The sequence below is a fragment of the Rahnella sp. RFA10(1/100) genome (assembly GCF_004195115.1).
In the GTDB taxonomy this organism is placed as follows: Bacteria; Pseudomonadota; Gammaproteobacteria; order Enterobacterales; family Enterobacteriaceae; genus Rahnella; species Rahnella perminowiae.
Window position 1 is genome coordinate 486,392 of record NZ_SEWR01000002.1, and the last position, 24,584, is coordinate 510,975.

22 protein-coding genes are annotated in these 24,584 nt (G+C 51.2%); 10 read left to right on the plus strand and 12 right to left on the minus strand.

Annotation, left to right across the window (positions count from 1 at the left end; all coding sequences use genetic code 11):
* Positions 1–9 precede the first annotated feature (9 nt).
* From ssuB to ssuE, 5 genes are read right to left on the minus strand one after another with little or no spacing between them, the layout of a single operon-like run.
* Positions 10–792, minus strand: a complete 783-nt coding sequence (ssuB, locus tag ETV65_RS08840; protein ID WP_129952509.1) for an aliphatic sulfonates ABC transporter ATP-binding protein — start codon at positions 790–792, stop codon at positions 10–12.
* Positions 789–1,580, minus strand: coding sequence for an aliphatic sulfonate ABC transporter permease SsuC (gene ssuC, locus ETV65_RS08845; RefSeq protein WP_129952510.1), 792 nt, complete (start codon positions 1,578–1,580; stop codon positions 789–791). The genes ssuB and ssuC overlap by 4 nt, the downstream gene beginning before the upstream one ends.
* 11 nt (positions 1,581–1,591) lie before the next feature.
* Positions 1,592–2,746, minus strand: a complete 1,155-nt coding sequence (ssuD, locus tag ETV65_RS08850; protein WP_129952511.1) for an FMNH2-dependent alkanesulfonate monooxygenase — start codon at positions 2,744–2,746, stop codon at positions 1,592–1,594.
* Positions 2,747–2,805: 59 nt separating this feature from the next.
* Positions 2,806–3,780: a sulfonate ABC transporter substrate-binding protein gene (locus tag ETV65_RS08855; RefSeq protein WP_129952512.1), complete on the minus strand. Its 975-nt coding sequence runs from the start codon at positions 3,778–3,780 to the stop codon at positions 2,806–2,808.
* An 18-nt stretch (positions 3,781–3,798) separates the two neighbouring features.
* Positions 3,799–4,380 carry an NADPH-dependent FMN reductase gene (gene ssuE, locus ETV65_RS08860; protein ID WP_129952513.1) on the minus strand — a complete coding sequence of 194 codons (582 nt, stop codon included), beginning with the start codon at positions 4,378–4,380 and terminating at the stop codon, positions 3,799–3,801.
* 315 nt (positions 4,381–4,695) lie between these two features.
* Here ssuE and pyrD point away from each other — a divergent pair, with 315 nt between their 5' ends.
* Both pyrD and ETV65_RS08870 read left to right on the plus strand, forming a co-directional pair.
* The gene (gene pyrD / locus ETV65_RS08865; RefSeq protein WP_129952514.1) at positions 4,696–5,706 is read left to right on the plus strand and encodes a quinone-dependent dihydroorotate dehydrogenase; all 1,011 of its coding nucleotides are present in this window, start codon (positions 4,696–4,698) and stop codon (positions 5,704–5,706) included.
* 184 nt (positions 5,707–5,890) lie between these two features.
* A complete protein-coding gene (locus tag ETV65_RS08870) occupies positions 5,891–6,436 on the plus strand; it encodes a cell division protein ZapC (RefSeq protein WP_129952515.1) in 546 nt (181 codons plus the stop codon).
* A 139-nt stretch (positions 6,437–6,575) separates the two neighbouring features.
* On the opposite strand, the gene ETV65_RS08875 is transcribed toward ETV65_RS08870, so the two are convergent.
* The gene (locus tag ETV65_RS08875) at positions 6,576–7,679 is read right to left on the minus strand and encodes a YcbX family protein (RefSeq protein WP_129952516.1); all 1,104 of its coding nucleotides are present in this window, start codon (positions 7,677–7,679) and stop codon (positions 6,576–6,578) included.
* A 110-nt stretch (positions 7,680–7,789) separates the two neighbouring features.
* On the opposite strand from ETV65_RS08875, the gene rlmKL reads away from it, so the two are divergent.
* The 6 genes from rlmKL to rmf all read left to right on the plus strand — a co-directional run bounded on the left by rlmKL (position 7,790) and on the right by rmf (position 15,821).
* Positions 7,790–9,910 carry a bifunctional 23S rRNA (guanine(2069)-N(7))-methyltransferase RlmK/23S rRNA (guanine(2445)-N(2))-methyltransferase RlmL gene (rlmKL, locus tag ETV65_RS08880; RefSeq protein WP_129952517.1) on the plus strand — a complete coding sequence of 707 codons (2,121 nt, stop codon included), beginning with the start codon at positions 7,790–7,792 and terminating at the stop codon, positions 9,908–9,910.
* Positions 9,911–9,915: 5 nt separating this feature from the next.
* The gene (locus ETV65_RS08885) at positions 9,916–11,820 is read left to right on the plus strand and encodes an ABC transporter ATP-binding protein (RefSeq protein ID WP_129952518.1); all 1,905 of its coding nucleotides are present in this window, start codon (positions 9,916–9,918) and stop codon (positions 11,818–11,820) included.
* Between the two features lie 81 nt (positions 11,821–11,901).
* Complete coding sequence (pqiA, locus tag ETV65_RS08890) at positions 11,902–13,173, plus strand: membrane integrity-associated transporter subunit PqiA (protein WP_129952519.1); 1,272 nt, start codon at positions 11,902–11,904, stop codon at positions 13,171–13,173.
* Between the two features lies 1 nt (position 13,174).
* Positions 13,175–14,812, plus strand: coding sequence for an intermembrane transport protein PqiB (gene pqiB / locus ETV65_RS08895; RefSeq protein ID WP_165383721.1), 1,638 nt, complete (start codon positions 13,175–13,177; stop codon positions 14,810–14,812).
* On the plus strand, positions 14,812–15,378 hold the full coding sequence (gene pqiC, locus ETV65_RS08900) for a membrane integrity-associated transporter subunit PqiC (protein WP_129952521.1): 567 nt from the start codon (positions 14,812–14,814) through the stop codon (positions 15,376–15,378). The genes pqiB and pqiC overlap by 1 nt, the downstream gene beginning before the upstream one ends.
* Before the next feature lie 275 nt (positions 15,379–15,653).
* On the plus strand, positions 15,654–15,821 hold the full coding sequence (gene rmf / locus ETV65_RS08910; RefSeq protein WP_013574871.1) for a ribosome modulation factor: 168 nt from the start codon (positions 15,654–15,656) through the stop codon (positions 15,819–15,821).
* 149 nt (positions 15,822–15,970) lie between these two features.
* Here the strand turns inward: rmf and fabA are convergent, their stop codons facing one another.
* Together fabA and ETV65_RS08920 are read right to left on the minus strand one after the other, a co-directional pair.
* Positions 15,971–16,489 (minus strand): bifunctional 3-hydroxydecanoyl-ACP dehydratase/trans-2-decenoyl-ACP isomerase, encoded by a 519-nt coding sequence (fabA, locus tag ETV65_RS08915; RefSeq protein WP_013574872.1) that lies wholly within the window; start codon positions 16,487–16,489, stop codon positions 15,971–15,973.
* Positions 16,490–16,557: 68 nt separating this feature from the next.
* A complete protein-coding gene (locus tag ETV65_RS08920; RefSeq protein ID WP_129952522.1) occupies positions 16,558–18,324 on the minus strand; it encodes a Lon protease family protein in 1,767 nt (588 codons plus the stop codon).
* 210 nt (positions 18,325–18,534) lie between these two features.
* On the opposite strand from ETV65_RS08920, the gene matP reads away from it, so the two are divergent.
* Positions 18,535–18,996, plus strand: a complete 462-nt coding sequence (gene matP, locus ETV65_RS08925; protein WP_129952523.1) for a macrodomain Ter protein MatP — start codon at positions 18,535–18,537, stop codon at positions 18,994–18,996.
* 107 nt (positions 18,997–19,103) lie between these two features.
* Here the strand turns inward: matP and ompA are convergent, their stop codons facing one another.
* A complete protein-coding gene (gene ompA, locus ETV65_RS08930; protein WP_129952524.1) occupies positions 19,104–20,180 on the minus strand; it encodes a porin OmpA in 1,077 nt (358 codons plus the stop codon).
* A gap of 357 nt (positions 20,181–20,537) precedes the next feature.
* A complete protein-coding gene (gene sulA, locus ETV65_RS08935) occupies positions 20,538–21,044 on the minus strand; it encodes an SOS-induced cell division inhibitor SulA (RefSeq protein ID WP_129952525.1) in 507 nt (168 codons plus the stop codon).
* Positions 21,045–21,260: 216 nt separating this feature from the next.
* On the opposite strand from sulA, the gene ETV65_RS08940 reads away from it, so the two are divergent.
* Positions 21,261–21,893, plus strand: coding sequence for a TfoX/Sxy family protein (locus ETV65_RS08940; protein ID WP_129952526.1), 633 nt, complete (start codon positions 21,261–21,263; stop codon positions 21,891–21,893).
* Positions 21,894–21,914: 21 nt separating this feature from the next.
* On the opposite strand, the gene yccS is transcribed toward ETV65_RS08940, so the two are convergent.
* Both yccS and ETV65_RS08950 read right to left on the minus strand, forming a co-directional pair.
* On the minus strand, positions 21,915–24,056 hold the full coding sequence (yccS, locus tag ETV65_RS08945; protein ID WP_129952527.1) for a YccS family putative transporter: 2,142 nt from the start codon (positions 24,054–24,056) through the stop codon (positions 21,915–21,917).
* Between the two features lie 44 nt (positions 24,057–24,100).
* Positions 24,101–24,562, minus strand: a complete 462-nt coding sequence (locus tag ETV65_RS08950) for a YccF domain-containing protein (protein WP_129952528.1) — start codon at positions 24,560–24,562, stop codon at positions 24,101–24,103.
* Between the last annotated feature and the right edge of the window lie 22 nt (positions 24,563–24,584).

Genomic DNA, 24,584 nt, shown 5'->3' on the forward strand with positions numbered 1-24,584 from the left:
AAGCTGAAATCAGTTCTGCGCGCGTTTCGCTTCCTGAGCCATATTTTGCGCAGTCTGTGGCGTCAGTACGCGTTCCAGCACTTCGGCCTCCAGTTCTGCCAGTCGTGCAGAACCTTTACGGCGCGGACGCGGTAAATCAACCGTTAAATCCATGCCAATCTGCCCCTGATCGATAAGGATCACGCGGTCAGCAACGGTCACGGCTTCGCTGACATCGTGCGTCACCAGCAGCACGGTGAAATCATGTTGCTGCCATAAGCGTTCAATCAGGCTTTGCATTTCGATGCGCGTTAGCGCATCCAGTGCACCCAGCGGTTCATCCAGCAATAACAGCCGGGGACGATGGATAAGTGCACGTGCCAGTGCCACACGTTGTTTCTGTCCGCCGGATAATGCTGACGGCCAGTCGTTGGCGCGATCTGCCAGCCCGACTTCTTCCAGCGCAGCCTGTGCGGCTTCACGCCACGGGCCTTTCAGGCCTAATCCTACGTTATCAATCACCTTCTTCCAGGGCAGCAGGCGGTCATCCTGAAACATCAGACGCGTATCTTCTCGCACCTGACTCAGCGGTGCGCTGGCACTGAGCAGTTCGCCTTGTGTGGTTTTCTCCAGTCCGGCCAGCAACCGCAACAGGGTGCTTTTGCCACAGCCGCTGCGCCCGACGACGGCGACAAACTGGCCGGGTGGTATGCGCAGATTGATATCGTTCAGCACGGCGCGGTTGCCGTATTTTTTTGTGATGCCGGACAGTGTCACCGGCGTGCCTTGCGGGATACGAGCGGGGGCATTCATGCGGCATCTCCTTGTTTCTTCTGATAAGCAGGGTGCCAGCGCAGCCAGACACTTTCCAGCAGGCGGGCAAGGACATCGGCCAGTTTGCCAAGAATGGCGTAAAGCACGATGGCGACAACCACGACGTCAGTTTGTAAAAACTCGCGGGCATTCATCGCCAGATAACCAATCCCGGAGTTCGCGGAAATGGTTTCAGCCACAATCAGCGTCAGCCACATAAACCCCAGCGCAAATCGTACGCCAACCATAATTGACGGTAACGCGCCCGGTAATACCACCTGAATAAACAATGGGAAACCGGAAAGCCCGTAGCTGCGCGACATCTCAAGCAGACCACGGTCAATATTGCGGATGCCGTGGTAGGTATTGAGATAAATCGGGAACAGCGTCCCCAGCGCCACCAGGAAAATCTTCGCGGACTCGTCAATGCCGAACCACAGGATCACCAACGGGATCAGCGCCAGATGTGGAATGTTTCGCAGCATTTGCAAAGAGCTGTCGAGCAGGCGCTCACCCCAGCGGGAAAGCCCGGTAATAAAGCCGAGCAGCAACCCGAGGCTGCCACCGATGGCGAAACCAGTCAGTGCGCGAAAGGTACTGATTTTCAGGTTCTGCCAAAGGTCACCGCTTTTGGCCAGCGTCCAGAAAGCTTCCACCACTGCGCTCGGTGCGGGCAGGATGCGGTTGGATAACCAGCCTGCTTCGACAGCCAGCTGCCAGCCACCGATCAAAACCACCGGCACCACCCACGGCGCTGCACGGTTCAGCCAGCGTTGTGTCGTTGTCATTTCTGCTCTCCTCAGTGCTGGCTGGCAGTGCGCTTGGTCGCAAAGTCATGAGCAACCAGTTCGCCACGCGGCAAGATGGCTTTCTTCACGGTACTGTCGTCTTCAGGTTTTGCCAGATCCAGATGCGGGAAAAGCAATTCACTGACGCGATACGCTTCTTCCAGATGCGGATAACCGGAGAAAATAAAGGTATCGATACCCAGATCTGCATATTCCTGCATACGTGCGGCGACTGTCGGCCCATCACCTACCAGCGCCGTTCCTGCTCCGGTACGGACCAGACCGATGCCGGCCCAGAGATTCGGGCTGATTTCCAGTTTGTTGCGGTCGCCGCCGTGCAATGCTGCCATCCGGTGCTGGCCGACGGAATCGGTTTTAGCGAAAGCTGCCTGGGCGCGTTGAATAGTTTCGTCATCCACGTTGGCGATCAGTTTGTCGGCAGCACGCCAGGCTTCTTCGGTAGTTTCACGTACAATTACGTGCAGTCGAATACCGAAACGCACGGTGCGGCCTTTTGCAGCCGCTTTGGCGCGGACCTGCTCAATTTTTTCTTTCACCAGCGCCGGAGGCTCGCCCCAGGTCAGATACAGTTCAACCTGCTCGGCAGCCAGATCCTGCGCTTCGTCAGAAGACCCGCCGAAATACAGTGGCGGACGAGGGTATTGGACCGGTGGATGCATCAGACTCGCGCCCTTTACCTGAATGTGTTTGCCTTCGTAATCGACGGTTTCGCCTTCCAGAACACGACGCCAGATACGGGTAAATTCCGCTGACGCTTCATAACGTTCCTTATGGTTGAGGTGTAAACCTTCTGCGGCCAGTTCAGCCGGATCACCACCCGTCACCAGATTAAACAGGGCGCGTCCCCCTGAAAGCCGGTCGAGCGTCGCGGCCTGACGGGCTGCCAGGGTAGGGGAAATAATGCCCGGGCGCAGTGCGACCAGAAATTTCAGCCGCTGCGTGACGGAGATCAGCGAGGCAGCTACCAGCCATGAATCTTCGCATGAACGGCCGGTCGGTAGCAGCACACCGCCGAAACCTAAGCGATCAGCCGCTTGCGCGATCTGTTGAAGATAACCGTGGTCGACGACGCGGGCTCCTTCTTCAGTGCCTAAATAGCGGCCATCGCCATGGGTAGGTAAAAACCAGAATACGTTCAGACTCATCTTTATGTTCCTCTCAAAGTTTGCGATTCGTTACCGCTCAGCGGCGGCTAAATAGCTATTCAGTTAGCTTGTACGGCCGGTTTCCAGATGCGATCTTTAATCTCAACCGGCTTAGGTAAAATGTGGTTCTGATAGAACAAATCGGCGGTTTGTTGCTGGCGTTTCTCTGTTTCGTTGCTGACCGGCGTGATAGGCATATCCGGCAGATGATCCAAATAGGACGCCACCACCTTTTCCGGCAGTCCCATTGACAGGGAAAGCAGTTTGATACTTTGCTCACGGTCGGTTTTGGTCAGCGCATTCGCCTGCGTCAACACCTCCAGAACCTGGCTGATAAACTGAGGATTGGCTTCGGTATATTTTTTCGGTGCGAGATAGAAGGAGCCGGTCTGATGCAGTGTCGAGCCGTCGGTCAGAACACGGACATCACCCTCAACAAGGGCAGCCGAATAGTACGGATCCCAGATGGCCCAGGCATCCACGTCATGTTGCTGGAAGGCCGCGCGCGCATCAGCAGGCGTCAGATACACCGGCTGGATATCGCTGAATTTCAGGCCTGCCTGTTGCAGGGCGCGCAGCAAAAGGTTGTGAGAGCTGGAACCTTTCTGGAAAGCGACTTTATGACCTTTAAGATCTGCCACGGTTTTGATCGGACTGTTGCTGTCGACCAGAATGACTTCCGCTTTCGGTTTCGGCGGTTCAGAGCCGATATACAGCAAATCCGCGCCCGCGGCCTGCGCGAACAACGGCGGCAAATCACCGGTACCGCCCAGATCAATACTCCCGACGTTCAGGGCTTCAAGGATTTGGGGGCCGGCAGGAAATTCTACCCAGCTGATTTTGGTGTCCGGGAAACGTTTTTCCAGCAACTGATGAGATTTCGCCAGCACCAGTCCGACAGATCCTTTCTGGTAGGCAATACGCAATTGCGCCGGATCCTTTTCCTGAGCCGTGGCGGTACCGCTGAGCAAAAGGCTGGCCAGCAGGCTGATCACAACAGGGAAGCGGCGTAATAAAGAGACAGAAGCAGGCATGATTAAGTCCTTTTTAACTCAGACACGCAGGGCTTGCGCAGAAAGTGATGCAACAGAGGGTTGCTGCGGACGCCGGCGGCTCAGCGCCAGATAGAAATTTTCCAGAGATTCAATCAGACGCTCTTCCAGTGCGGGGGCCAGCGTGGCGGGGAATGTCTGATAGTCAGTAATCAGGCTGTCATCGGCGAAAACGCCCTGCAAAACTTCCTGTGCTTTCAGAGAGGCAAGAACCGGTTTCAATGCGTAATCGACGGCCAGCATATGGCCGATGGATCCGGCGGTGGCCAGCGGCAGCACTACCTTATGATCAAGTGCGCGTTCAGGCAGTAAATCGAGCAGAGTTTTCAGTGCTCCGGAAAAAGAAGCTTTATATACCGGTGTGGCGACGATCAGGCCATCTGCTTGTGCCAGTTCCGCATTCAACTGCTTCAGCTGCGGGCTGCCAAAATTAGCGAACAGCAGATCGTCAGCTGAGAAATCCTGAATATTATAGGTGAAGACTTCAACACCACGACTCGCCAGCCACTGGTGGCTGAGCGCCAGCAGCGAAGAGGAGCGGGAGGGTTGTCGCGGGCTACCTGCCAGGGTGACTACACGCATTTGCTTATTCCTTATAACAATCTGTTATAGAACTATCATTTTTATTAACGAAGTGAGGTAAACCTAGCAGGCAGAGGCGGCGGAGCGGAAATCTCAATTTTGGCTATGGAAAGTTTTAAATCAGATAAAGCGCGTGTTAAGTGCGCTGCGCAGCGATGGCGGGAAAGAGAAGAAAAGTGAAGTAAAGGTAACTAAAAAGTAATCGTTTGCTTAACGGAGCAATTATTTAGCCAATATGCCGGTTATCATTTCCAATTGTCCGGCGCTTAGTCAATAATACCGCCCCGTCTAGCCACCGGGAATCCAGGAGTCTCCATGTATTATCCTCTTGTCAGGAAAGCACTGTTTCAGCTCGATCCAGAGCGAGCCCACGAGTTAACCTTTCGTCAGCTGAGCCGTATTTCCGGCACCCCCTTTGAATTTTTAATCCGCCAGTCAGTGCCGGCCAGGCCCGTGACCTGCATGGGATTATCCTTTAAGAACCCTCTGGGGCTGGCTGCTGGCCTGGATAAAGACGGCGAATGTATTGACGCGCTCGGGGCAATGGGCTTTGGATTTATTGAAGTCGGTACCGTGACTCCGCGTGCGCAGGCCGGAAATGATAAGCCACGTTTATTCCGTATTGTTGAAGCTGAAGGCCTGATTAATCGCATGGGTTTCAATAATCATGGCGTGGATAATCTGGTGAATAACGTCAAAAAATCACACTTTGGCGGCGTCCTGGGGATTAATATTGGCAAGAATAAAGATACACCGGTCGAGCAGGGTAAAGAGGATTATCTGACCTGTATGGAAAAGGTATATCCGTACGCAGGTTATATTGCGGTGAATATTTCATCACCTAACACCCCCGGATTACGCTCACTGCAATACGGTGAAGCGCTGGATGATTTGCTGGCAGCGATTAAGAATAAACAGCTTGAGCTACAGCAACGCCACCAAAAATATGTGCCTGTTGCCGTAAAGATCGCGCCGGATCTTTCTGAGGAAGAACTGATCCAAATAGCTGACAGTTTAGTCCGTCATAATATGGATGGCGTCATTGCGACGAATACCACACTCGATCGTAAACTCATTCAGGGGCTGAATCATTGCGACCAGGTCGGTGGCCTGAGCGGGCGCCCGGTACAACTTCGCAGTACAGAAATCATCCGCATGCTCTCTAATGAATTACAAGGACGCCTGCCTGTTATTGGTGTTGGCGGTATTGATTCATTAACTGCGGCGCGTGAAAAAATGGCGGCAGGCGCTTCCTTAATTCAAATCTATTCCGGCTTTATCTTTAAAGGCCCGGGCCTGATCAAAGATATTGTTACCCATCTCTAATATTTTTTATCCTGAAGACGAGTCAGGGGTTTATTTATTAACCCGGCTCGTCTATATTTTGTCCACTGACCGTAATTCAGGCTCAGGATTTGTCTGATATCGTTTCAGTACTGAAAAATCTATTCTTACAGATTAGGCGGTAATGAACCCAGACAGAAGGCACGAGGGCAAACAGGATGACGAAATGAAGATTAAACCCGATGATAATTGGCGTTGGTATTTTGATACGCAACATGACCGGCTTATGCTAGATCTCGCCAATGGTATGATTTTCCGTTCCCGTTTCCCCGCTAAAATGCTAACCCCTGATGCCTTTGGAAATATGTCATTTTGTGTCGATGATGCGGCGCTCTATTTTGATTTTGAAGAACAGTGCAAACATATTCGTCTCGCGGCTGAACAACGTGCTGAATTAGTGTTGAATGCTTTAGTCGCTTACCGTTTTTTAAAACCGCTGATGCCAAAGAGCTGGCATTTTAGTCAGCAGATGCGTCCTTTCCAGCCCGCTAACGGTCAACTTGCTCAGGTGCAGGTGATGGAAAGCGGTGAACAGGCCACGTTGCTGGTAGTGGAATCGGGTGATAATGCCAGTCTGTGCCTGCTGGCGCAGGAGCGACTGACGGTGGCAGGGCGTGGCATGGTGCTGGGTGACGCAATCAAAGTGATGCATGACCGGTTAATGCCAGCGGCATTCCGGGTCGACAGTGATGTCTACGATCAGGCAGTATAAATTACCCTTCATATTTCAAGTTGCAGATGCGTTGGCTGCGCACAGTCACCCGAATCACTTACCTGTGTAAGCTCATCGGGATTCCTTCTCTTGCCGTTTTCCTGTCACCCGACCTGTTTTGGGTAATTGCGGAATATTTTTAGCCGAGCACGATATCCGAGGCCGGAATACAGCTGCACGACAATATCGTTCCGTCTTTTCCCACCGCACTCTCTTTCAGCGGCGAGACTTTCCCTGCTTTCAATGTCATTCTGCATGCGCCACAAATTCCGGCACGACAGGAATAGGGGATACGTAATCCTTGTAATTCCAGCTGTTCGAGCAAAATCTGCTGATTATTGCCGGTAAACTGCGTTCCCTGATAATCAATACTGATGTTCTGCGCGGTGGTTTTTGGTGCTTGCACATTTTCAATAACGTCGCCTGCGCTATACGGACGTGGCGGCTTGGTTGCCAGCACCTGAACACTGTCGCCTGTGCGTATCACGCCACCGTTGCGGGCGATCATGTTTTGACCAAAATCCACATCGCCGTCGCTGGCTGTACGGTAGCCCTGCAAGGTTCTCAGGGGTTCGCCACGCGGATGTTTGCGACCTTTTTCGATGCTGACAGTGGTCAGGATACAACGGCTGCATGGTTTCACCAGATCAAAAACAACGTCCCCGATGCGTATCGTCTGCCAGGTGTCTTCGGCATAGGCTGGCGCGTCGCTGACCACGATGTTTGGGCGGAACTGTTCAATCCTGACCCCGCCCGGGCAGCGGTGCTGTAAATCCTGCATCGAGGCTTCATTGATGAGCAAATACGGGAATCCGTCAGCGAACGACAGCGGCACTTCCGGATGTTTTTTCACCCGGCGTGTGGGTTCTTCGCCAACCCAGCGCAACTGTACGTCATGATTTAAATAACCCGTTAACCAGCGATTTACAGGTTCCGGCGCGATGAGTGAGGTAAACTGATTGCCCCAGACTTCTGTCGGCGAACTAACGCCTGCGAAATCTCGAAATTTGACGGTGATACTTTCGCCTTCCGGGGCTGAAATCATCAGACCATCGGGTAATAAAACCGGCGTGAACAGGACCAGATTCGGATACTGGCGGGCTGTAATGAACATGCCTTGCGGATCGGTAATCATGAACTGGCGATCAAACGCCAGACCGGTTGCCGTAACCAGCGAGTGTGAAACCTGCAGGCCACGCATTGACTTGACCGGATGAACAAATAAACGTGAAAGAATGGGCACTGAAGACTGCCTCTCAGCATGTAAAGTCTTATGAACAACCAGAGACTTTATGACAAGAGGCGGGGATTAGCTATAATGCGCAACAATTTTATTTTTGGTGATATGTCGATATGAACTCTTTGTTTGCCAGCACGGCGCGTGGACTGGAAGAACTGTTAAAAAGCGAACTGGAAACGCTGGGTGCGCAAGCCTGCAAAGTTGTGCAGGGAGGGGTGCATTTTGAAGGTGACGATCGCCTGCTATACCGCAGCTTACTTTGGAGCCGTCTGGCTTCGCGCATCCTGTTACCGCTGAACGAATTTAAGGTTCACAGCGATCTGGATCTGTATCTCGGCGTGATGGCGATTGACTGGCCGTCCGTCTTTGGCGTGGAAAAAACCTTCGCCGTGCATTTCAGCGGTCTGAATGACGAAATCCGTAACAGCCAGTACGGCGCATTGAAAGTGAAAGACGCCATCGTCGACAGCTTTACCCGCAAAATGGATGAACGGCCGAATGTGGCGAAACAGCAACCGGATATCCGCGTAAACGTCTTCCTGCAACGTGATACTGCCAGCGTCGCACTGGATCTCAGCGGCGAAGGCCTGCATCAGCGTGGCTACCGTGACCTGACCGGCCAGGCACCGCTGAAAGAAAACCTGGCGGCGGCTATTGTTATGCGTTCCGGCTGGCAGGCAGGTACGCCGATGGTCGATCCGATGTGCGGTTCCGGTACGTTACTGATCGAAGCGGCAATGATCGCTGCCGATCGCGCGCCGGGTTTGCATCGCCAGCACTGGGGGTTTACCGGCTGGAACAAATTTGACGCAGAATTGTGGCGCGAACTGACGGCGGAAGCGCAGGTGCGTACCCGCCGTGCCGTGCAGGAAACGACATCCCGTTTCTTCGGTTCTGATATCGACCGTCGTGTAATCGAAATGGCGCGTGCCAACGCCCGCCGTGCCGGTGTTGCCGAGCTGATTAGCTTCGAAGCGGCAGAAGTCGGGAAACTGGTGAATCCGCTGCCGGAAGGCCCGGCAGGTACTGTAATCAGTAATCCGCCATACGGCGAGCGTCTGGAAAGCGAACCTGCCTTGATTGCGCTGCATAATATGCTTGGCCGCATTATGAAGACTCAGTTCGGTGGCTGGCAGCTGTCGCTGTTCAGTGCGTCACCGGAATTGCTGAGCTGTTTGCAACTGCGTGCTGAACGCCAGTTCAAAGCTAAAAATGGCCCGCTGGAATGTGTGCAGAAAAACTATCAGCTGGCAGAAAACCCGACGGGTGCGGCCGGTACGCAAATGGCGGAAGATTACGCTAACCGCCTGCGTAAGAACGTCAAAAAACTGGAAAAATGGGCCAAACAGCAGGGGATTGAATGTTATCGCCTGTATGACGCTGATTTGCCAGATTACAACGTCGCGGTTGACCGTTACGGCAGCAAAGTTGTGGTGCAGGAGTACGCGCCACCAAAAACCGTCGACGCGCAAAAAGCCCGTCAGCGCTTGTTCGATGTGATAAACGCCACCCTTTCTGTGCTGGATATTTCATCCAGCCAGTTGATCCTGAAAACCCGTGAGCGCCAGAAAGGCACCAGTCAGTATGAAAAACTCGCGCAAAAGGGCGAGTTCCTGCTGGTCGAAGAATTCAACGCTAAACTGTGGGTTAACCTCACGGATTACCTCGATACGGGTTTATTCCTTGATCACCGCATCGCACGTAAAATGTTGGGTGAAATGAGCAAAGGTAAAGATTTCCTTAATCTGTTTGCTTATACCGGCACAGCGAGTGTTCATGCTGGTTTGGGTGGCGCGCGCAGCACAACCACGGTAGATATGTCCCGCACTTATCTGGAATGGGCAGAAAAGAATCTGCGTGCTAACGGTCTGACTGGCCGTCAGCATCGTCTGATCCAGGCGGATTGCCTCTCTTATCTGGGCATGTGTGACGAACAGTTCGATGTGATCTTTATCGATCCACCGACCTTCTCTAACTCGAAACGTATGGCCGACAGTTTTGACGTACAGCGTGATCATCTGGCTCTGATGAAAGATCTGAAACGCATTTTACGTCGCAACGGCACTATTATGTTCTCCAACAACAAGCGCGGTTTCCAGATGGATCTCGAAGGACTGAGTAAACTGGGGCTGAGCGCGAAAGAAATCACCAGCCAAACCCTGTCACAGGATTTTGCCCGTAATCGTCAAATTCATAACTGCTGGCTGCTCTCCCATGCCGGCGAGGAAAAATAAAGTTTATGTCGTTAATTAGTATGTCAGGTGCCTGGCTGTCATTCAGTGACTCGCCGCTGTTGGATAACACCGAATTACACATCGAGCCGAATGAGCGTGTCTGTCTGGTCGGCCGTAACGGCGCCGGTAAATCGACGCTGATGAAAATTCTGAACCGCGAAGTACCGCTTGATGACGGGCGTATCGTGTACGAGCAGGATTTGATTGTGGCGCGTCTGCAACAAGATCCGCCACGCAATGTAGAAGGCACCGTGTTTGATTTCGTCTCAGAAGGCGTATTCGAGCAGGCTGAACATCTGAAGGCGTATCACGCCATTTCGCATCTGGTCGAAACCGACCCGAGCGAAAAGAATATGAATAAACTGGCCCAGGTCATGGAGATCCTTGATCACCAGGGTCTGTGGCAACTGGACAGCCGTATCAACGAAGTGCTGTTGAAACTGGGTCTGGATGCGGATACTGAGCTGAAATCGCTCTCAGGCGGCTGGCTGCGTAAAGCAGCGCTTGGCCGTGCGCTGGTCAGTGCGCCGCATATTTTGTTGCTCGACGAACCCACGAACCACCTGGATATCGAAAGCATTGCGTGGCTGGAAGATTTCCTGAAAGAATTCCAGGGCAGCATTATCTTCATTTCCCATGACCGTTCCTTTATCCGCAATATGGCCACGCGCATTGTCGATCTCGATCGTGGCAAACTGGTGTCTTATCCAGGCAATTATGAAGCCTATCTGCTGGCCAAAGAAGAAGCGTTACGCGTTGAAGAGCTACAGAATGCTGAGTTTGATAAAAAACTGGCGCAGGAAGAAGTGTGGATCCGTCAGGGGATCAAAGCCCGTCGTACCCGCAACGAAGGCCGTGTCCGTGCATTGAAAGCCCTGCGCCGTGAGCGTTCAGAACGCCGCGAAGTGATGGGCACAGCGAAAATGCAGGTGGTCGAAGCCGCAAGTTCCGGCAAGATTGTCTTTGAAATGGAAGACGTTTATTACAGTGTCGCTGGCAAACAACTGGTGAGCAACTTCTCTGCGCAGGTCATGCGCGGTGATAAAATTGCGCTGATTGGCCCGAACGGCTGTGGTAAAACCACATTGCTGAAACTGATGTTAAGTAAGATTCAGGCAGACAGCGGCCGTGTTCACTGTGGCACGAAACTGGAAGTGGCGTATTTCGATCAGCATCGTGCTGAACTTGATCCTGAACGGACCGTGATGGATAACCTGGCTGAAGGTAAGCAGGAAGTGATGGTGAATGGCCGTGCACGCCACGTGCTGGGCTACTTGCAGGACTTCCTGTTCCACCCGAAACGCGCCATGACACCGGTGAAAGCGCTGTCAGGCGGTGAACGTAACCGTCTGCTGCTGGCAAAATTATTCCTGCGCCCAAGTAACCTGTTGATCCTCGATGAACCGACCAACGACCTGGATGTGGAAACCCTCGAGCTCCTGGAAGAGATGATCGACAGCTATCAGGGCACGGTCATGCTGGTGAGCCATGACCGTGAATTCGTGGATAACTCGGCAACAGAATGCTGGATTTATGAAGGCGACGGCGTGATCAACAGCTATGTGGGCGGTTACCATGATGCGCAGCATCAGCGCCGTCACCAGAAGCCAATCCGTCAGGCGGTTGCTACGGAAAATAAACCCGCGGCACAACCTAAGGCAGAACAGGCCAAACGTGTTGCGAATAAGCTCAGCTATAATCAACAACGCGAGCTTGAACAATTGCCTGCGCAAATCAGCACGCTGGAAGAAAGAATTGAAGCGCTGCAACAGAAAATGAGTGATGCGAATTTCTTCACCCTTCCTCATGAAGAAACTCAGCAGGTTATCACCGCTTTAGCTGCCGCAGAGCAGGAGTTAGAGCAGGCGTTTGAACGTTGGGAAGCGCTGGAAGCACAGAAGAACGCTTAATACTGCATCATGATGGGCAGCCGGACAAAGGGAAGACCGGCTGCCGATATTCGTTGTCTTTTCGCTGTTGAGGAGCTGATAGTGTGTTCTGACGCCCATGCCCATGGCCCGCACATTTTATGCCCCCAATGCGACATGCTGGTGGCAATACCTGGCCTGAACATCGGGCAAAAAGCGGTGTGTCCCCGTTGCCACACTACGCTGACATCCCGCTGGAATGAGCCCCGCAGACGTCCGGTCGGTTACGCCATCAGTGCATTATTCATGCTTTTGCTGGCCAACCTCTTTCCTTTCGTCAATATGAATGTCGCCGGGCTGAGCAGTGAAGTCACTCTGGTGCAAATCCCCCAGGTTCTGGTTTCAGAAGACTACGCCAGTATGGCCTCGTTATTCATGATCGTGGTGCAACTGCTCCCGGCGATCTGCATGCTGTCAATTATCGTGCTTTGTCAGGGCATTAATATTCCGGTTCATTGGAAAGTCAGTATTGCCCGTACATTGTTCCGGCTGAAAAGCTGGTGCATGGTGGAAATTTTCCTTGCCGGCGTGCTGGTCAGTTTTGTGAAACTCATGGCTTATGGCGACGTCGGCGTGGGCACCAGCTTTTATCCTTACGTCCTGTTTTGCCTTCTGCAATTACGTGCCTTTCAGTGCACCGATCGCCTGTGGATGTGGCAGCATATCGAACCAGCCCCGGCGGTCATTCAGCCAGTGCGCGTTGGCGAAAGCGGGCTGCGTCAGGGGCTGCGATCCTGTCATTGTTGTATGGCGATTTTACCGGTTGATCAGAAAGAATGTGATCGCTGTAAAACCCGTGGATATGCACGGCGTAAAAACAGTCTGCAGTGGACAATGGCACTGCTGGTGACCTCTGTTTTGCTCTATATTCCGGCAAATCTGCTGCCTATCATGATCACTCAGGTACTGGGTAATCCGATGCCGTCTACGATTATGGCCGGTGTGGTGCTCTTATGGAGTGATGGTTCCTATCCCGTGGCGCTGGTGATTTTGATCGCCAGTATTATGGTGCCCACGCTCAAAATGATCGCTATTGCCTGGCTATGCTGGGATGCGAACAGTAATAAAGAGATCGACAGGGAACGATTGCATGTCATTTACGAGGTGGTGGAGTTCGTTGGCCGCTGGTCAATGATCGACGTGTTTGTTATTGCGGTACTGGCGGCGCTGGTGAGAATGGGGCAACTGATGAGTATTTACCCCGATATTGGCGCGCTGCTTTTCGCCAGTGTAGTTATTCTCACCATGTTTGCCGCAACGACATTTGACCCAAGGCTCATTTGGGATCGTGCTGGAATGAAGTCTACAAAGGAGCCACAAGATGGCAGGAAATAACATGGCAGAGCACGACGGAACTGCCAAGGTAGAAAAAATTAAACGCTGGTCGCCGGTGTGGATCGTACCGATCGTCACTGCGCTGATTGGTGCGTGGATCCTGTTTTATCATTACAGCCATCAGGGCCCGGAAGTCACACTGATCACCACCACCGCTGAAGGCATCGAAGGTGGCAAAACTACCATCAAAAGCCGTAACGTTGATGTCGGTAAAGTAGAATCGGTAACGCTGAGCGATGATTTACAACAAGTCATCATTAAAGCGCGGCTGAATACCGGTATGGAAAAAATGCTGCGTGAAGACTCTGTCTTCTGGGTAGTGAAACCGCAGATAGGGCGCGAAGGCATTTCCGGACTGGGCACGTTATTATCCGGCGCTTATATCCAGTTGCAGCCAGGTAACAAAGGTGGAGAAAAAACAGAATATAAACTGGATGATTCACCGCCGCTGGCTTCGCCCGATGCGAAAGGGATCCGCGTGATCCTGGAAAGCGAACGTTCAGGCCAACTGAATCCCGGTGACCCGGTGCTGTTCCGGGGGTTCCAGGTCGGTACAGTGGAAACCAGCCATTTTGATCCGAAAGCACGTAACATTAAATACCAGCTTTTCATCCGTGCGCCTTACGACACACTGGTGACTGACAATGTCCGTTTCTGGAAAGACAGCGGCGTAAACTTTGACATGTCTGCCGCCGGCATGCGTGTCGAAATGGGCTCCCTGACGACCTTATTCAGCGGCGGCGTCAGCTTTGATATTCCAAATGGCTGGACGCAGGGCAATGAAGCCAAAGATGGCGACAATTATAAGCTCTTCGATGATCAAAAAAGCATTCAGGAATCACTGTATACCCGTCACATGGATTACGTGATGTTCTTCTCGGATTCTGTTCGTGGTCTGCAACCCGGTGCACCGGTTGAATTCCGCGGTATTCGTCTGGGGACGGTGGCCGAAGTGCCTTATCCGATGAATGTTCTTAACCAGCAGATGTCGGATGATTACCGTATTCCGGTGCTGATCCGCATTGAGCCAGATCGCTTTGCTCAACTGTTGGGCAGTAATTTCAATATTGAAGATCATATCCGTGACGGTATTGCGCATGGCCTGCGTGGCTCAATGAAATCCGCCAACCTGTTAACGGGGGCGATGTATATCGATCTGGATTTCTATCCGAATGAGAAACCGTGGAAAGGGCCGCTGGAAATCGCCGGGAATAAATTATTGCCGACCGTGAGCGGAGGCTTTGCGCAGATTCAGCAGAAGCTGATGACCACGCTCGATAAGATCAATAATCTGCCAATCGAACCGATGATGCGTGAAGCGACAAGTACGCTGGCGGAAAGTCAGAGAACAATGAAGGCAACGCAAAAAACGATTGAATCTCTGAACGCGATTGTCAGCAGTAAAGAAATGAAAAATCTGCCACAGGATATGCAGCAGACACTTATCCAGCTGAACCGCAGCCTGAAAGGCTTCCAGCCAGGTTCACCGGCGTACGGCAATCTGGTCGGTGATATGCAGAGCCTGGATAAAACTCTGCGTGAGCTGCAACCGGTATTGAAAACGCTGAACCAGAAAAGTAATGCACTGATTTTCGCCGCCCCAGGGCAAGATGATCCTCAGCCGAAGAAGGCCAAATAATGATGAAATGGATACCTGTCGTCTTAGCATTATTCCTGACTGCCTGTAGCAGCAGTGATCAGAAAACTTACTACCAGTTGCCCGTGCTAAACAGCACTGCGACAACCGGCAGCGCGATGTCAACGGGCGCCGTACAACGGCACCTGTGGGTTGAGCGGGTGAGTGTTGCTGATTATCTTGCAGGTTCCGGGCTGGTGTATCAGACCAATGATGTGCAGTACACACTGACCCAGAATAATCTCTGGGCCAGTCCGCTGGATCAACAGCTTCACCAGGCGCTGGTTACCTATTTACGCCGTGACTTGCCGGGCTCGCTGGTTTCCTCACAGGCGGCCAATACCGATGATCAGGATGTACTGAATGTTAATGTGACCGGTTTCCATGGTCGTTACGATGGGATTGTCGTGGTCAGCGGCAGCTGGAGCCTGACACGAGACGGCCAGGTCATTCAGCGTGATTTCGCCCTGAATCTCAGGCAAACCGAAGATGGATATGATGCACTGGTCAGAACGCTGGCAGCGGGGTGGCAGCAAGAAGCGGGCCAGATCGCCGCGCAAATAAGATGACGTTTTTTTAAACTTAATATTTTTTAAGCTAAACGTAAAAAATCCCGGTTTCTGATTTAACAGAGGCCGGGATTTTTTTATGGTGATCAGCCAGATGGGAAACCGACCGGCACGATTAGCTCGCGCGCAATCCAATAATATAGCTCACCAATGTGACATTGGCGTGAATTTTGCGCATTGACCTCCCTACATAATGCAGCTATTTGTTAGATGTGGACGCAGAAGCGGACCACTGTTTTCTTTCCACCTGACCTGAATAATGAGGGATACAAGGCATGAAGAGACAAAAACGCGATCGCCTGGAACGGGCACAATCACGTGGATATCAAGCAGGTATTGGCGGGCGCTCAAAAGAGATTTGTCCGTACCAATCGTTAGATGCCCGATCACATTGGCTCGGGGGTTGGCGACAAGCCATGGAGGACAGGGCTGTTACCGCTTAAGCGGCTCCCCCTGTCAGAATAAGGAATAACCTCCGCTGCGCGCGGAGGTTTTTGTTTCTGCGAAAAATAAAGGTTTTTCATCTTTGCCACAGACGTAAAAAAGGCGAGCCCTGAGGCTCACCCTTTCTTCAGACGTTGTATCGGACTTTTTAGAAAGCCGCAGCGTCTTTGAACAAACCCACTTTGAGGTCAGTTGCGGTATAAATCACAACGCCGTCAACCAGCACTTCACCATCAGCGACGCCCATGATCAGTTTACGGTTGATAACACGTTTGAAATTGAGGCGGTAGGTGACCAGTTTTGCCGTTGGCAGAACCTGACCCGTGAATTTAACTTCACCCACACCCAATGCGCGGCCTTTGCCTTCACCACCGAGCCAGCCCAGATAGAATCCGACCAACTGCCACATGGCGTCCAGGCCCAGACAACCCGGCATTACCGGGTCGCCGATAAAGTGACAACCAAAGAACCACAGATCAGGGTTGATATCTAATTCAGCTTCAACATAGCCTTTGCCATGGGTGCCGCCGTCTTCTTGCATCTTTACGATACGATCCATCATCAGCATATTGCCTGATGGTAATGGAGGGCCGCCAGCACCGAACAGTTCACTGCGGCCAGAAGCTACGAGGTCTTCTTTCGTATAGGAATCGCGTTTATCTACCATGTTCTCTGTAAGCCTTATTTTGATGAAGGGCGAAGTTTAGCGAACAGCTGTAAGCTGAACAACTCCGATCAGCTGCGGTTGAACCAGTTCAACCAGCGAAGAGGCCACGGATAACGCGGGCTGCCTTGCGATGTTACCAGCGCAATACGCTGCTGAATTAATCCCAGCAGACTCGGACGCTCTTCTTCAGCTTCTTCTTCGTTTGTGTAAATCAATCCGGTCAGGATAGGCAGCGCTTCGGCTGCGTTATCAACTGCCCATAAGTGAAACTGGCCTTCGCGAACGGCGTCCAGAACCTGCGGATGCAGACAAAGGTTGCGCACGTTGCTGGTTGGCAGAATGACCCCTTGCTTGCCGGTCAAACCGCGACGCTGACAAACTTCGAAGAAACCTTCGATCTTCTCGTTTACGCCACCAATAGGTTGCACATTCCCAAACTGATCGACTGAGCCCGTGACCGCAATTTGCTGGCTGATCGGCTGCATCGACAACGCACTGATGAGTGCGCACAGTTCAGCAAGGGAAGCGCTGTCGCCGTCCACTTCTCCGTAGGATTGTTCAAAGACAATTGATGCGGAGAAGGGCAGAGGCTGGTCGAGTTCTAACTCGGAAATCAGAAAGGCCTGCATAATCATCATGCCTTTAGCATGCAAATTACCGCCTAACTCGGCTTTACGTTCAACGTCGGTAAATTCACCGTCGCCGGTGTGTACGACACAACTAATTCGGGAAGGTTCACCCAGCGCACGTGGATGCCCAGGATATTCCAGCACTGACAGACCGTTAATCTGTCCGACAACTTCACCTTCTGTTTCAATGCGAATTTGTCCAAGCTCGATTTCATCCTGCATACGTTCCTGCAGATAACTCTCACGCCATGCACGGGCATTGGACGCCGCTTCAAGAGACTTGACGCTCAGCAACTCATCTTCATTATAGAGTGCCGCTTCGCTCAGCTGCGCATTCAGCCATACCGGATCGAGGGTCAGACTGCCCTGATCGGTGCTGTGGCGAATAGCCATCTTCAGAAATTCGGGCCATGCATCGGCGGCCAGACGTGGGATCTCAAGCTCATCGGCCAGTGTATTGATATAACCACACCAGGTTTCCATATCGCTTTCTTCCGTCAGCGGCAGGTCGGCTTCGAATTCACCATAAATAGCAGAATCCACCAACTCAGGCTCCATCTCACTGAGATCGCCAAGCGACAAACGGTCACCAACCAGAATCAGGCGGATATCCAACGGCATCGGAGGAACTGTAACAGGCAAAGGCGTGGTCTCATCCGGTGAGACCCAATGATATTGACCTTCGGTGATCATCTGTTTCAGACGTAACCACATCAGAGGTTGTGCAATGAGGGTACGGATGGAAAGCACCAGCACACCGCCATTGACCTGATGTACTAATCCCGGCTCGAGCTGGATCTGGTCTTTATAAATACGTACGCACCCGAACAGCTGTTCAGGCTCGATCCATTCACGATACAGGCAGGTCGATTTCGCTGCGAATGCATCTTCAGCAGATTTCGCTGCCAGCAGCGTGACCTTATTGCCTTCAATATGATAACGGTTACCCGTGACTTCAGCCGTTTCAGGCATTAAGTCGCTGACTACCTGCGCAATACGTGACAAGTATTCGCGATTTTCCTGCGCCTTGAGCGTCATAAAACGCGGGCGTGAGCGGGGGTGACAAAACAGTGTTAAACCATTTTCCAGCCGAGGCTGAGTTCCTGCGAAATCTACAGGGGCTAACTGGGCAGCCGTTGCAAAGATTGCCTCGTAAGGCGCGGAGTCGGGCAGTAAAAGCTGCCAGTCAAGTCGGTTATTGGTCAATGTGTTAGCTGTTTTCTATAAAAAGGGAAAGTGCGATTATACAAGAATAAGTCCGGCTGCATACAATGAGAGTCGTAGCGGAATTGGTCTTAGTGCACATTGCTGTACGGGTGGGCAAAAAACAATCAAAATAAGCGTCTTTATTTGGGGTGAAAATTGAATTAAAGCTGTTATGCTTAGTAAAGTTACGTGGTCACCGAAGAGTTCACGATGAAATATCAGCAACTGGAAAATCTCGAAAGCGGTTGGAAATGGAAGTACCTGGTGAAAAAACACCGCGAAGGTGAGCGGATCACCCGCCATTTGGAAAACAGCGCTGCCCAGGAATCCGTGAATCAACTTCTCAGCCTGGAAAACGAGCCGGTCAAAGTATCCGACTGGATTGTGAATAATATGCACCCGGCTTTGGAAAACCGTCTTAAGCAAACTATCCGTGCCCGCCGTAAGCGGCATTTCAATGCCGAGCATCAGCACACGCGTAAAAAATCCATCGATTTAGAATTTCTCGTCTGGCAGCGTTTAGCAGGACTGGCGCAACGCCGTGGTGCAACACTTTCTGACACCATCATTCAGCTTCTTGAAGATGCTGAGCGTAAAGAGAAATATGCGAATCAGATGTCTTCACTGAAAGAAGATTTAGAACAAATCCTTGGCAAGAAAGATTTCGGATAAATTTGGTTTCTTGCCTCAGTGAGTCATCTGTTTTGCCTGACTGAAGACATAAAAAAACCCCGCCAAAGCGGGGTTTTCAGTATCTGTAGTAAAGCTAAAGAGTGTTATTAAGCCTGTGGCTGAGTAACAGTATCTTTGTAGCCTTTAACTTCGATTTCTACACGACGGTCTGGTGCCAGGCAGTCGATCAGAGCAGCACGGCCTTTAACGGTGTCACAGGTAGAACCAGTAACCGGGTTAGATTTACCCTGGCCTTGTGCAGAGATCTTGTTAGCAGGGATACCTTTAGATACCAGGTAATCTACTACGCTCTGAGCACGTTGCTCAGACAGTTTCTGGTTGTATTGTTCTGAACCGATACGGTCGGTGTAACCCAGAACGATAACAGAACCGTCTTTAGGATCGATGGAGCTCAACTGGCTGTACAGCTGATCCAGAGCCTGTTGGCCTTCTGGTTTCAGAGTCGCTTTGTTGAAGTTGAAGAGAACGTCAGATTTCAGAGTGAATTTCTTAGTCTCTACAACTGGAGCCGGAGCTGGTGCTGGAGCAACAACTGGAGCAGCTGCTTCATCTTGACCGAAACGGTAAGAAACACCAACAGACAGCATTGCGTTATCAGGACGTGCACCAACGGTAGCCGCGTCACCAATGTTGTTAACCCACTGGTAATCCAGACGGGTAGCCCAGTTTTTGGTTACTGCGTATTCAAGGCCTACGGCTGCCAATGGAGAAACACCTGTGTCATGATCACTTACGCGACCATTAGCACCGTTGTTGAAGTTACCATTAGCGTCTGCACGCCAAACCATACCACCCAGACGGGTGTACAGGTCCAGATCGTCAGTCAGCGGGTAGCTCAGTTTAGCAGCCAGCTGAACGCCTTGTGCTTTGAACGCGCCGTTATTTACGCTGCCTTTGTAAGGCATACGGCCAAGCCAGTCATATCCCATTTCAAAGCCCAGGTATTGGTTTGCTTGGTAACCCAAGAACGCACCTGCACCCAGTTGGCTATCGTGGGTAGGGCCGTTGCCGATACCGTTGTAAGCATTTGCGAAACCAGTGTCATGGTATTGGGACCAGCCCAATTTACCACCGGTATACCAGGTGTTATCTTTAGGGGCGGCTTGCGCTACGGTAGCGAAACCTGCCAGTGCCACTGCTAATGCGATAGCTGTCTTTTTCATTTTGCGCCTCGTTATCATCCAAATAGGCAATTGAGCTTTAAGCTTTTTAAGCCCTTGGTTAAAATCCTTACGCCAAGATTATTGCTTCATTTCAGAACTTGCCACTTTACGTTGGCATTATCGAGCAACCTTGGCGTTGTAAAGTCTACAACGTGGCGCGAAACTTACAAGCTTGATGTGTTAACACCGTGGAAAAAAAGGGAAAAACGGACATATTTCTTAACGGCTTTGGCAATTTACTGACAAATTCTGGCAATTATCTGCATTCTGGAAGCCCGTTTTTACTGGCTTGCCGCCATTATTCAGCACAAATCACTAAGTTCCGCATTATTTTCATAGGAAGATTCCTATTTTGAACTAATGGTATACGGAAGAGTGAATTTTTACTGTCGAATGATGTCCACAAGGTGAATTCTGCTCATTTGTGGGTTTCATTATGAAGCCATAAGCCCCTCCCTGACGGGCTGCAATTTGCAACCTTTCCCTCTCAGCATCATTCAAATCCGGAAGCCATCCCAACACGACACTGTAGTTTCCCGTCTGCAATGCTTTCTCCATCGCATCTACCGTCGACATTGCCGTAATTTGATTGACTTGCACCATTTTATCCACCGGCAGGCCAGACTGCGTTAACCAATGGCGGCTCAGTTTTTGCTGAGGTGTGAGCCATAACAACCAGCGGGACTGCATACCTAAGTGTTGCAGTAAGGGCAGCAGTAACTGTGCAAAAGCTGGTTGGCTCGCACTATAGACGAACTCAGTGATCAGACCATTATTCAGAGATGCAGACGTATTTACCTGTGACGGAGTGACGGGCAAAGCAAGCTGACTAAAATGATGATTTGTACGGTGTTGAGTTCGCATAAGGATGTGTCCCAGTGAGTTACTGTATGCATGTACAGTACTCTGGCGGTGAGCAAAGATCAACCCAATTTTTCCAAGATATCTCGCAAATTTTGAAGGCAACGGGCTGTAACGACATTTTATGTTTGTTGCGGTACATAAGATTGCGTATTTTGCTTTTAGCTGTTTTGGTAACTCAAAATGGAAGCAAGGAATTAACGTGAAAAGGATAACGCAATGATAAACAAATCAAAAAAAAGAGTGATTGAGTGTCTGGAAATTTTTGCCCCATTGGGCAATATTCGTTCCCGCACCCAGTTTGGAGGGATGAGCTTGTCCGCTGACCGCGTCATGTTCGCCCTTGTCTCTGATGGTGAACTCTATCTGCGAGCGACCGGCGAAACTGAAGTGCATTTTTGCCGCAAGAAGATGGAGAGGCTGATCTACCGCAAGCGGGGCATGGATGTGCAGCTGCGTTACTTCAAAGTGAATGCCCGGCAATGGAGTGACCCTCAGGCGCTATGCGAGCTGGGCAGATTATCGTTGCAAGGCATGCTGCGGGATATCGAGTTGAAAAAAAACAGCGAAGCCGCCCGCCTGAAAGATTTACCCAATCTCTCGCTGGCGCTGGAAAGGATGCTCTGGCAAGTCGGCATTGAAAACTCGGGGGATTTACGGTTACAGGGGGCCTGCCATACCTATCTCAAACTGTGTGCCATTAAAAAAAAGAATCTCGGGATTAACTTACTGATGGCATTGGAAGGGGCAATTTTGGGCTTTCATGAAGCCGCCTTGCCGATGGCATCCAGGGAGTTATTAACTCACTGGTTTAACCATCACCAAGAGCAGCTATCAAGGGCGATTCACTAAATTTGCTTACGTTGTCTGCAGCTAGAGCTGATTCTGTACCGGCAGGATTTTAGTATTAAGACTGGTGAGTTCAGGCAAATGAGCCACCAGTAATCCAATTTGCTGAAGCACGAGTTGCTCTTTACTGTCGATATCAGTGGTTCGTAACTGAATACGTGCAGTCAGTTGTCCGAGCGCATTTTGAATGCGTTCTGCTTCAGAAGGCAGATGATGCAAGGCCCCGTCAACACAGCATACTGCATCATCCAGCAACCTCAGGGTTTCCGCATCATTGAGTTTCTCGCGATGGGCCCCTAGCGCTGAAATGTAACTTAGCATCGTATGATTAAGACATAACAGGCGAAACGCCGCTTCGAGGGTCGCCGGATCGTTATTCCTCTCAGAACTCATATTCGAGACAACAGATGCCAGTTCGGCATCGCAATTATGCGCATCACGACGAGCCAGACGGTAGTCGAGACTGTTGTCTTTCCCCTGATGGTATTGCACCAGAATGGCATCAAGGTAACGGCAGTTAGCATCGAACGTTTTGCTGACCACCTTATCCAGTTGTCTGAATTTCCAGTCGGGCCATATAAAGGTCACTGCCGCCCAGGCGATACCGCAACCAATCAATGTATCGATAATTCGCGGGATAGCGATTTCAAATCCTTCGCCCAGCAAATTAAAGCATAACAACACCAAAAGGGTGATGAACATCGTGGCCTGCGCGTACTGCACTGTGCGGAACGCAAAGAACAATAATCCGCTGATGACGATCAGAATCATTTGCCCGTCAACGGAGGGAACGAAATAGAGGATAGGGATCCCGAGTGCAATGCCGGCCAGCGTGCCGATTATTCTCAGCGCTAATCTCCGGCGGGTCGCACTGTAGTTTGGCTGACAGACAAAAAGGCTGGTGAGCAAAATCCAATAGCCGTGATTTAAGCCGCTGACCTGAATGAAAACATATCCCACAAAGAGCACCACAGACATACGGATTGCATGGCGGAATAACACTGACTGCGGTGTGAAATGGCGGGAAATGCGTAGCCAGATATCGTCAAGGCCCGTCAGACGGTCTTCCGCAAACGGGCTTTTACCGGTCTGGTTTTCAGGCAGAGACTGCTCCGACTCGATATTTGCCAGTTGCGCGTCAATTGCATGCAGATTACGTAAAAGATGGCGCAGCGCCTGCAACGTCTCACGGTGTTCGTTGTGAGACTCCAGACGTTTGAGTGCTTCTTCCAGCCGTGAAAACGCCCGTTCAAACTGGCTGTTATGGGTATATTGCTGGCGATAAAGAATACATTGCGACAGTTGTAAACAGGCCCGTGCCTGCATGCTCATCAGGCGCTGAAAGCGGAACAGAATATCACTGTGGTGGAATTGTTCACTGAGCTTGAGGTATTGCACGTGAGACGAACTGGCACGCTCATGAATATCCTGAACCACGAAATAATAATGTAATGTCCGGCGCGTTCCTTTCTGCCCGCGATCACCCTTCAGCCGGGTCTGTAGCGTATTTTTCGTTTGATTTAGTGTGGAGACCAGCTGACCGTTGGCCATAGCCAGCTCAACAAGTTGCTGGTTGTTATCTTCCTGATCGGGATCAAACAGAGTGGCTTTGGCTTCAAGATAAGCCGCCAGTTGCGTGAAACAACGCGAAATCTGATCCTGTAACGGGCGGATGGGGAAAATAATATGGCCAGCCAGCGTCAGCAGGTTATACCAGATGGCACCTGCAAGCAGGATCAGCGGTTGCTGATACCAAATATGATACATGCTGGTACCGAGCATCGTATAAATGGCGATCAGTAACGCGCCGAAGGCAATGGTGGCATACCGCTGACCCAGTGCGCCCAGCAGGATGAATCCACAGGTTGAAATCATCAACCCTGGTGCAAAAAGCCATGGATAAGGGAAAAGTAATTCTATTGATGCTGAGGCAATGAAAAAACAGATAAGGGTAATCAGCAAATTGCGCAGACGGCCGGCGAGACGATCATCAAGGTCCGCAAGAGCCGCTGCAACCACGCCGAGTGTCAGGGGAATTGTCAGCGTGATCTGACCCAACCACCACGGCAATGCTGCAGCGCCAGTCAACGCAATGAAAATCCTGATGTGATAAAGAACATTGCTGTTATAGGCATAACGCCGTAAACCCGGTGCAATAGAAAGCACGAAAAAACCCCACCTTAAAATTCAAAAATGATGAAACATCACAATCAGCGGATGCGTCCGTTTTCTCTCAGACGGCTTGCATTCGCTTCACGAACCTGTTTTGCCAGTTCGACGGAAACGACCCGGCGTCCTACCGGCCAGAGTGCAATGGCAGCGATTTTAAAGTTTGCAATGCCCACCGGAATACCAATTATGCTGATACATTGCGCAATACCGACAACAATATGCGACACGCATAACCACCAGCCGAAAAATATAAACCAGAAGATATTCAACAGGGTACCCCCGCCGGACAGCAACACGTTACGTTTTTCCGGATACAGTTCATCGACATGCACGGCTTCATTGCCAAAGGGCAGCAATGAAAGACGGGTGATTTCCCAGCAAGATCGGGTCAGTGGCAGGGTAAAAATCAGCACAATACTGACCAGCGTAGCAAGCAGCCATGAAAGCGTGGTGAAAAAACCACCTAAAAAAAAGTTAAGAATATTGAGCACAGTACGCATGGCAACTCTTCCCGCAGAAATT

Coding starts and splice junctions, on each gene's coding strand:
- ssuB (WP_129952509.1), bottom strand. CDS start 792: ATGAATGCCCCCGCTCGTATCCCGCAAGGCACGCCGGTGACACTGTCC.
- ssuC (WP_129952510.1), bottom strand. CDS start 1,580: ATGACAACGACACAACGCTGGCTGAACCGTGCAGCGCCGTGGGTGGTG.
- ssuD (WP_129952511.1), bottom strand. CDS start 2,746: ATGAGTCTGAACGTATTCTGGTTTTTACCTACCCATGGCGATGGCCGC.
- ETV65_RS08855 (WP_129952512.1), bottom strand. CDS start 3,780: ATGCCTGCTTCTGTCTCTTTATTACGCCGCTTCCCTGTTGTGATCAGC.
- ssuE (WP_129952513.1), bottom strand. CDS start 4,380: ATGCGTGTAGTCACCCTGGCAGGTAGCCCGCGACAACCCTCCCGCTCC.
- pyrD (WP_129952514.1), top strand. CDS start 4,696: ATGTATTATCCTCTTGTCAGGAAAGCACTGTTTCAGCTCGATCCAGAG.
- ETV65_RS08870 (WP_129952515.1), top strand. CDS start 5,891: ATGAAGATTAAACCCGATGATAATTGGCGTTGGTATTTTGATACGCAA.
- rlmKL (WP_129952517.1), top strand. CDS start 7,790: ATGAACTCTTTGTTTGCCAGCACGGCGCGTGGACTGGAAGAACTGTTA.
- ETV65_RS08885 (WP_129952518.1), top strand. CDS start 9,916: ATGTCGTTAATTAGTATGTCAGGTGCCTGGCTGTCATTCAGTGACTCG.
- pqiB (WP_165383721.1), top strand. CDS start 13,175: ATGGCAGAGCACGACGGAACTGCCAAGGTAGAAAAAATTAAACGCTGG.
- pqiC (WP_129952521.1), top strand. CDS start 14,812: ATGATGAAATGGATACCTGTCGTCTTAGCATTATTCCTGACTGCCTGT.
- rmf (WP_013574871.1), top strand. CDS start 15,654: ATGAAGAGACAAAAACGCGATCGCCTGGAACGGGCACAATCACGTGGA.
- fabA (WP_013574872.1), bottom strand. CDS start 16,489: ATGGTAGATAAACGCGATTCCTATACGAAAGAAGACCTCGTAGCTTCT.
- matP (WP_129952523.1), top strand. CDS start 18,535: ATGAAATATCAGCAACTGGAAAATCTCGAAAGCGGTTGGAAATGGAAG.
- ompA (WP_129952524.1), bottom strand. CDS start 20,180: ATGAAAAAGACAGCTATCGCATTAGCAGTGGCACTGGCAGGTTTCGCT.
- sulA (WP_129952525.1), bottom strand. CDS start 21,044: ATGCGAACTCAACACCGTACAAATCATCATTTTAGTCAGCTTGCTTTG.
- ETV65_RS08940 (WP_129952526.1), top strand. CDS start 21,261: ATGATAAACAAATCAAAAAAAAGAGTGATTGAGTGTCTGGAAATTTTT.
- ETV65_RS08950 (WP_129952528.1), bottom strand. CDS start 24,562: ATGCGTACTGTGCTCAATATTCTTAACTTTTTTTTAGGTGGTTTTTTC.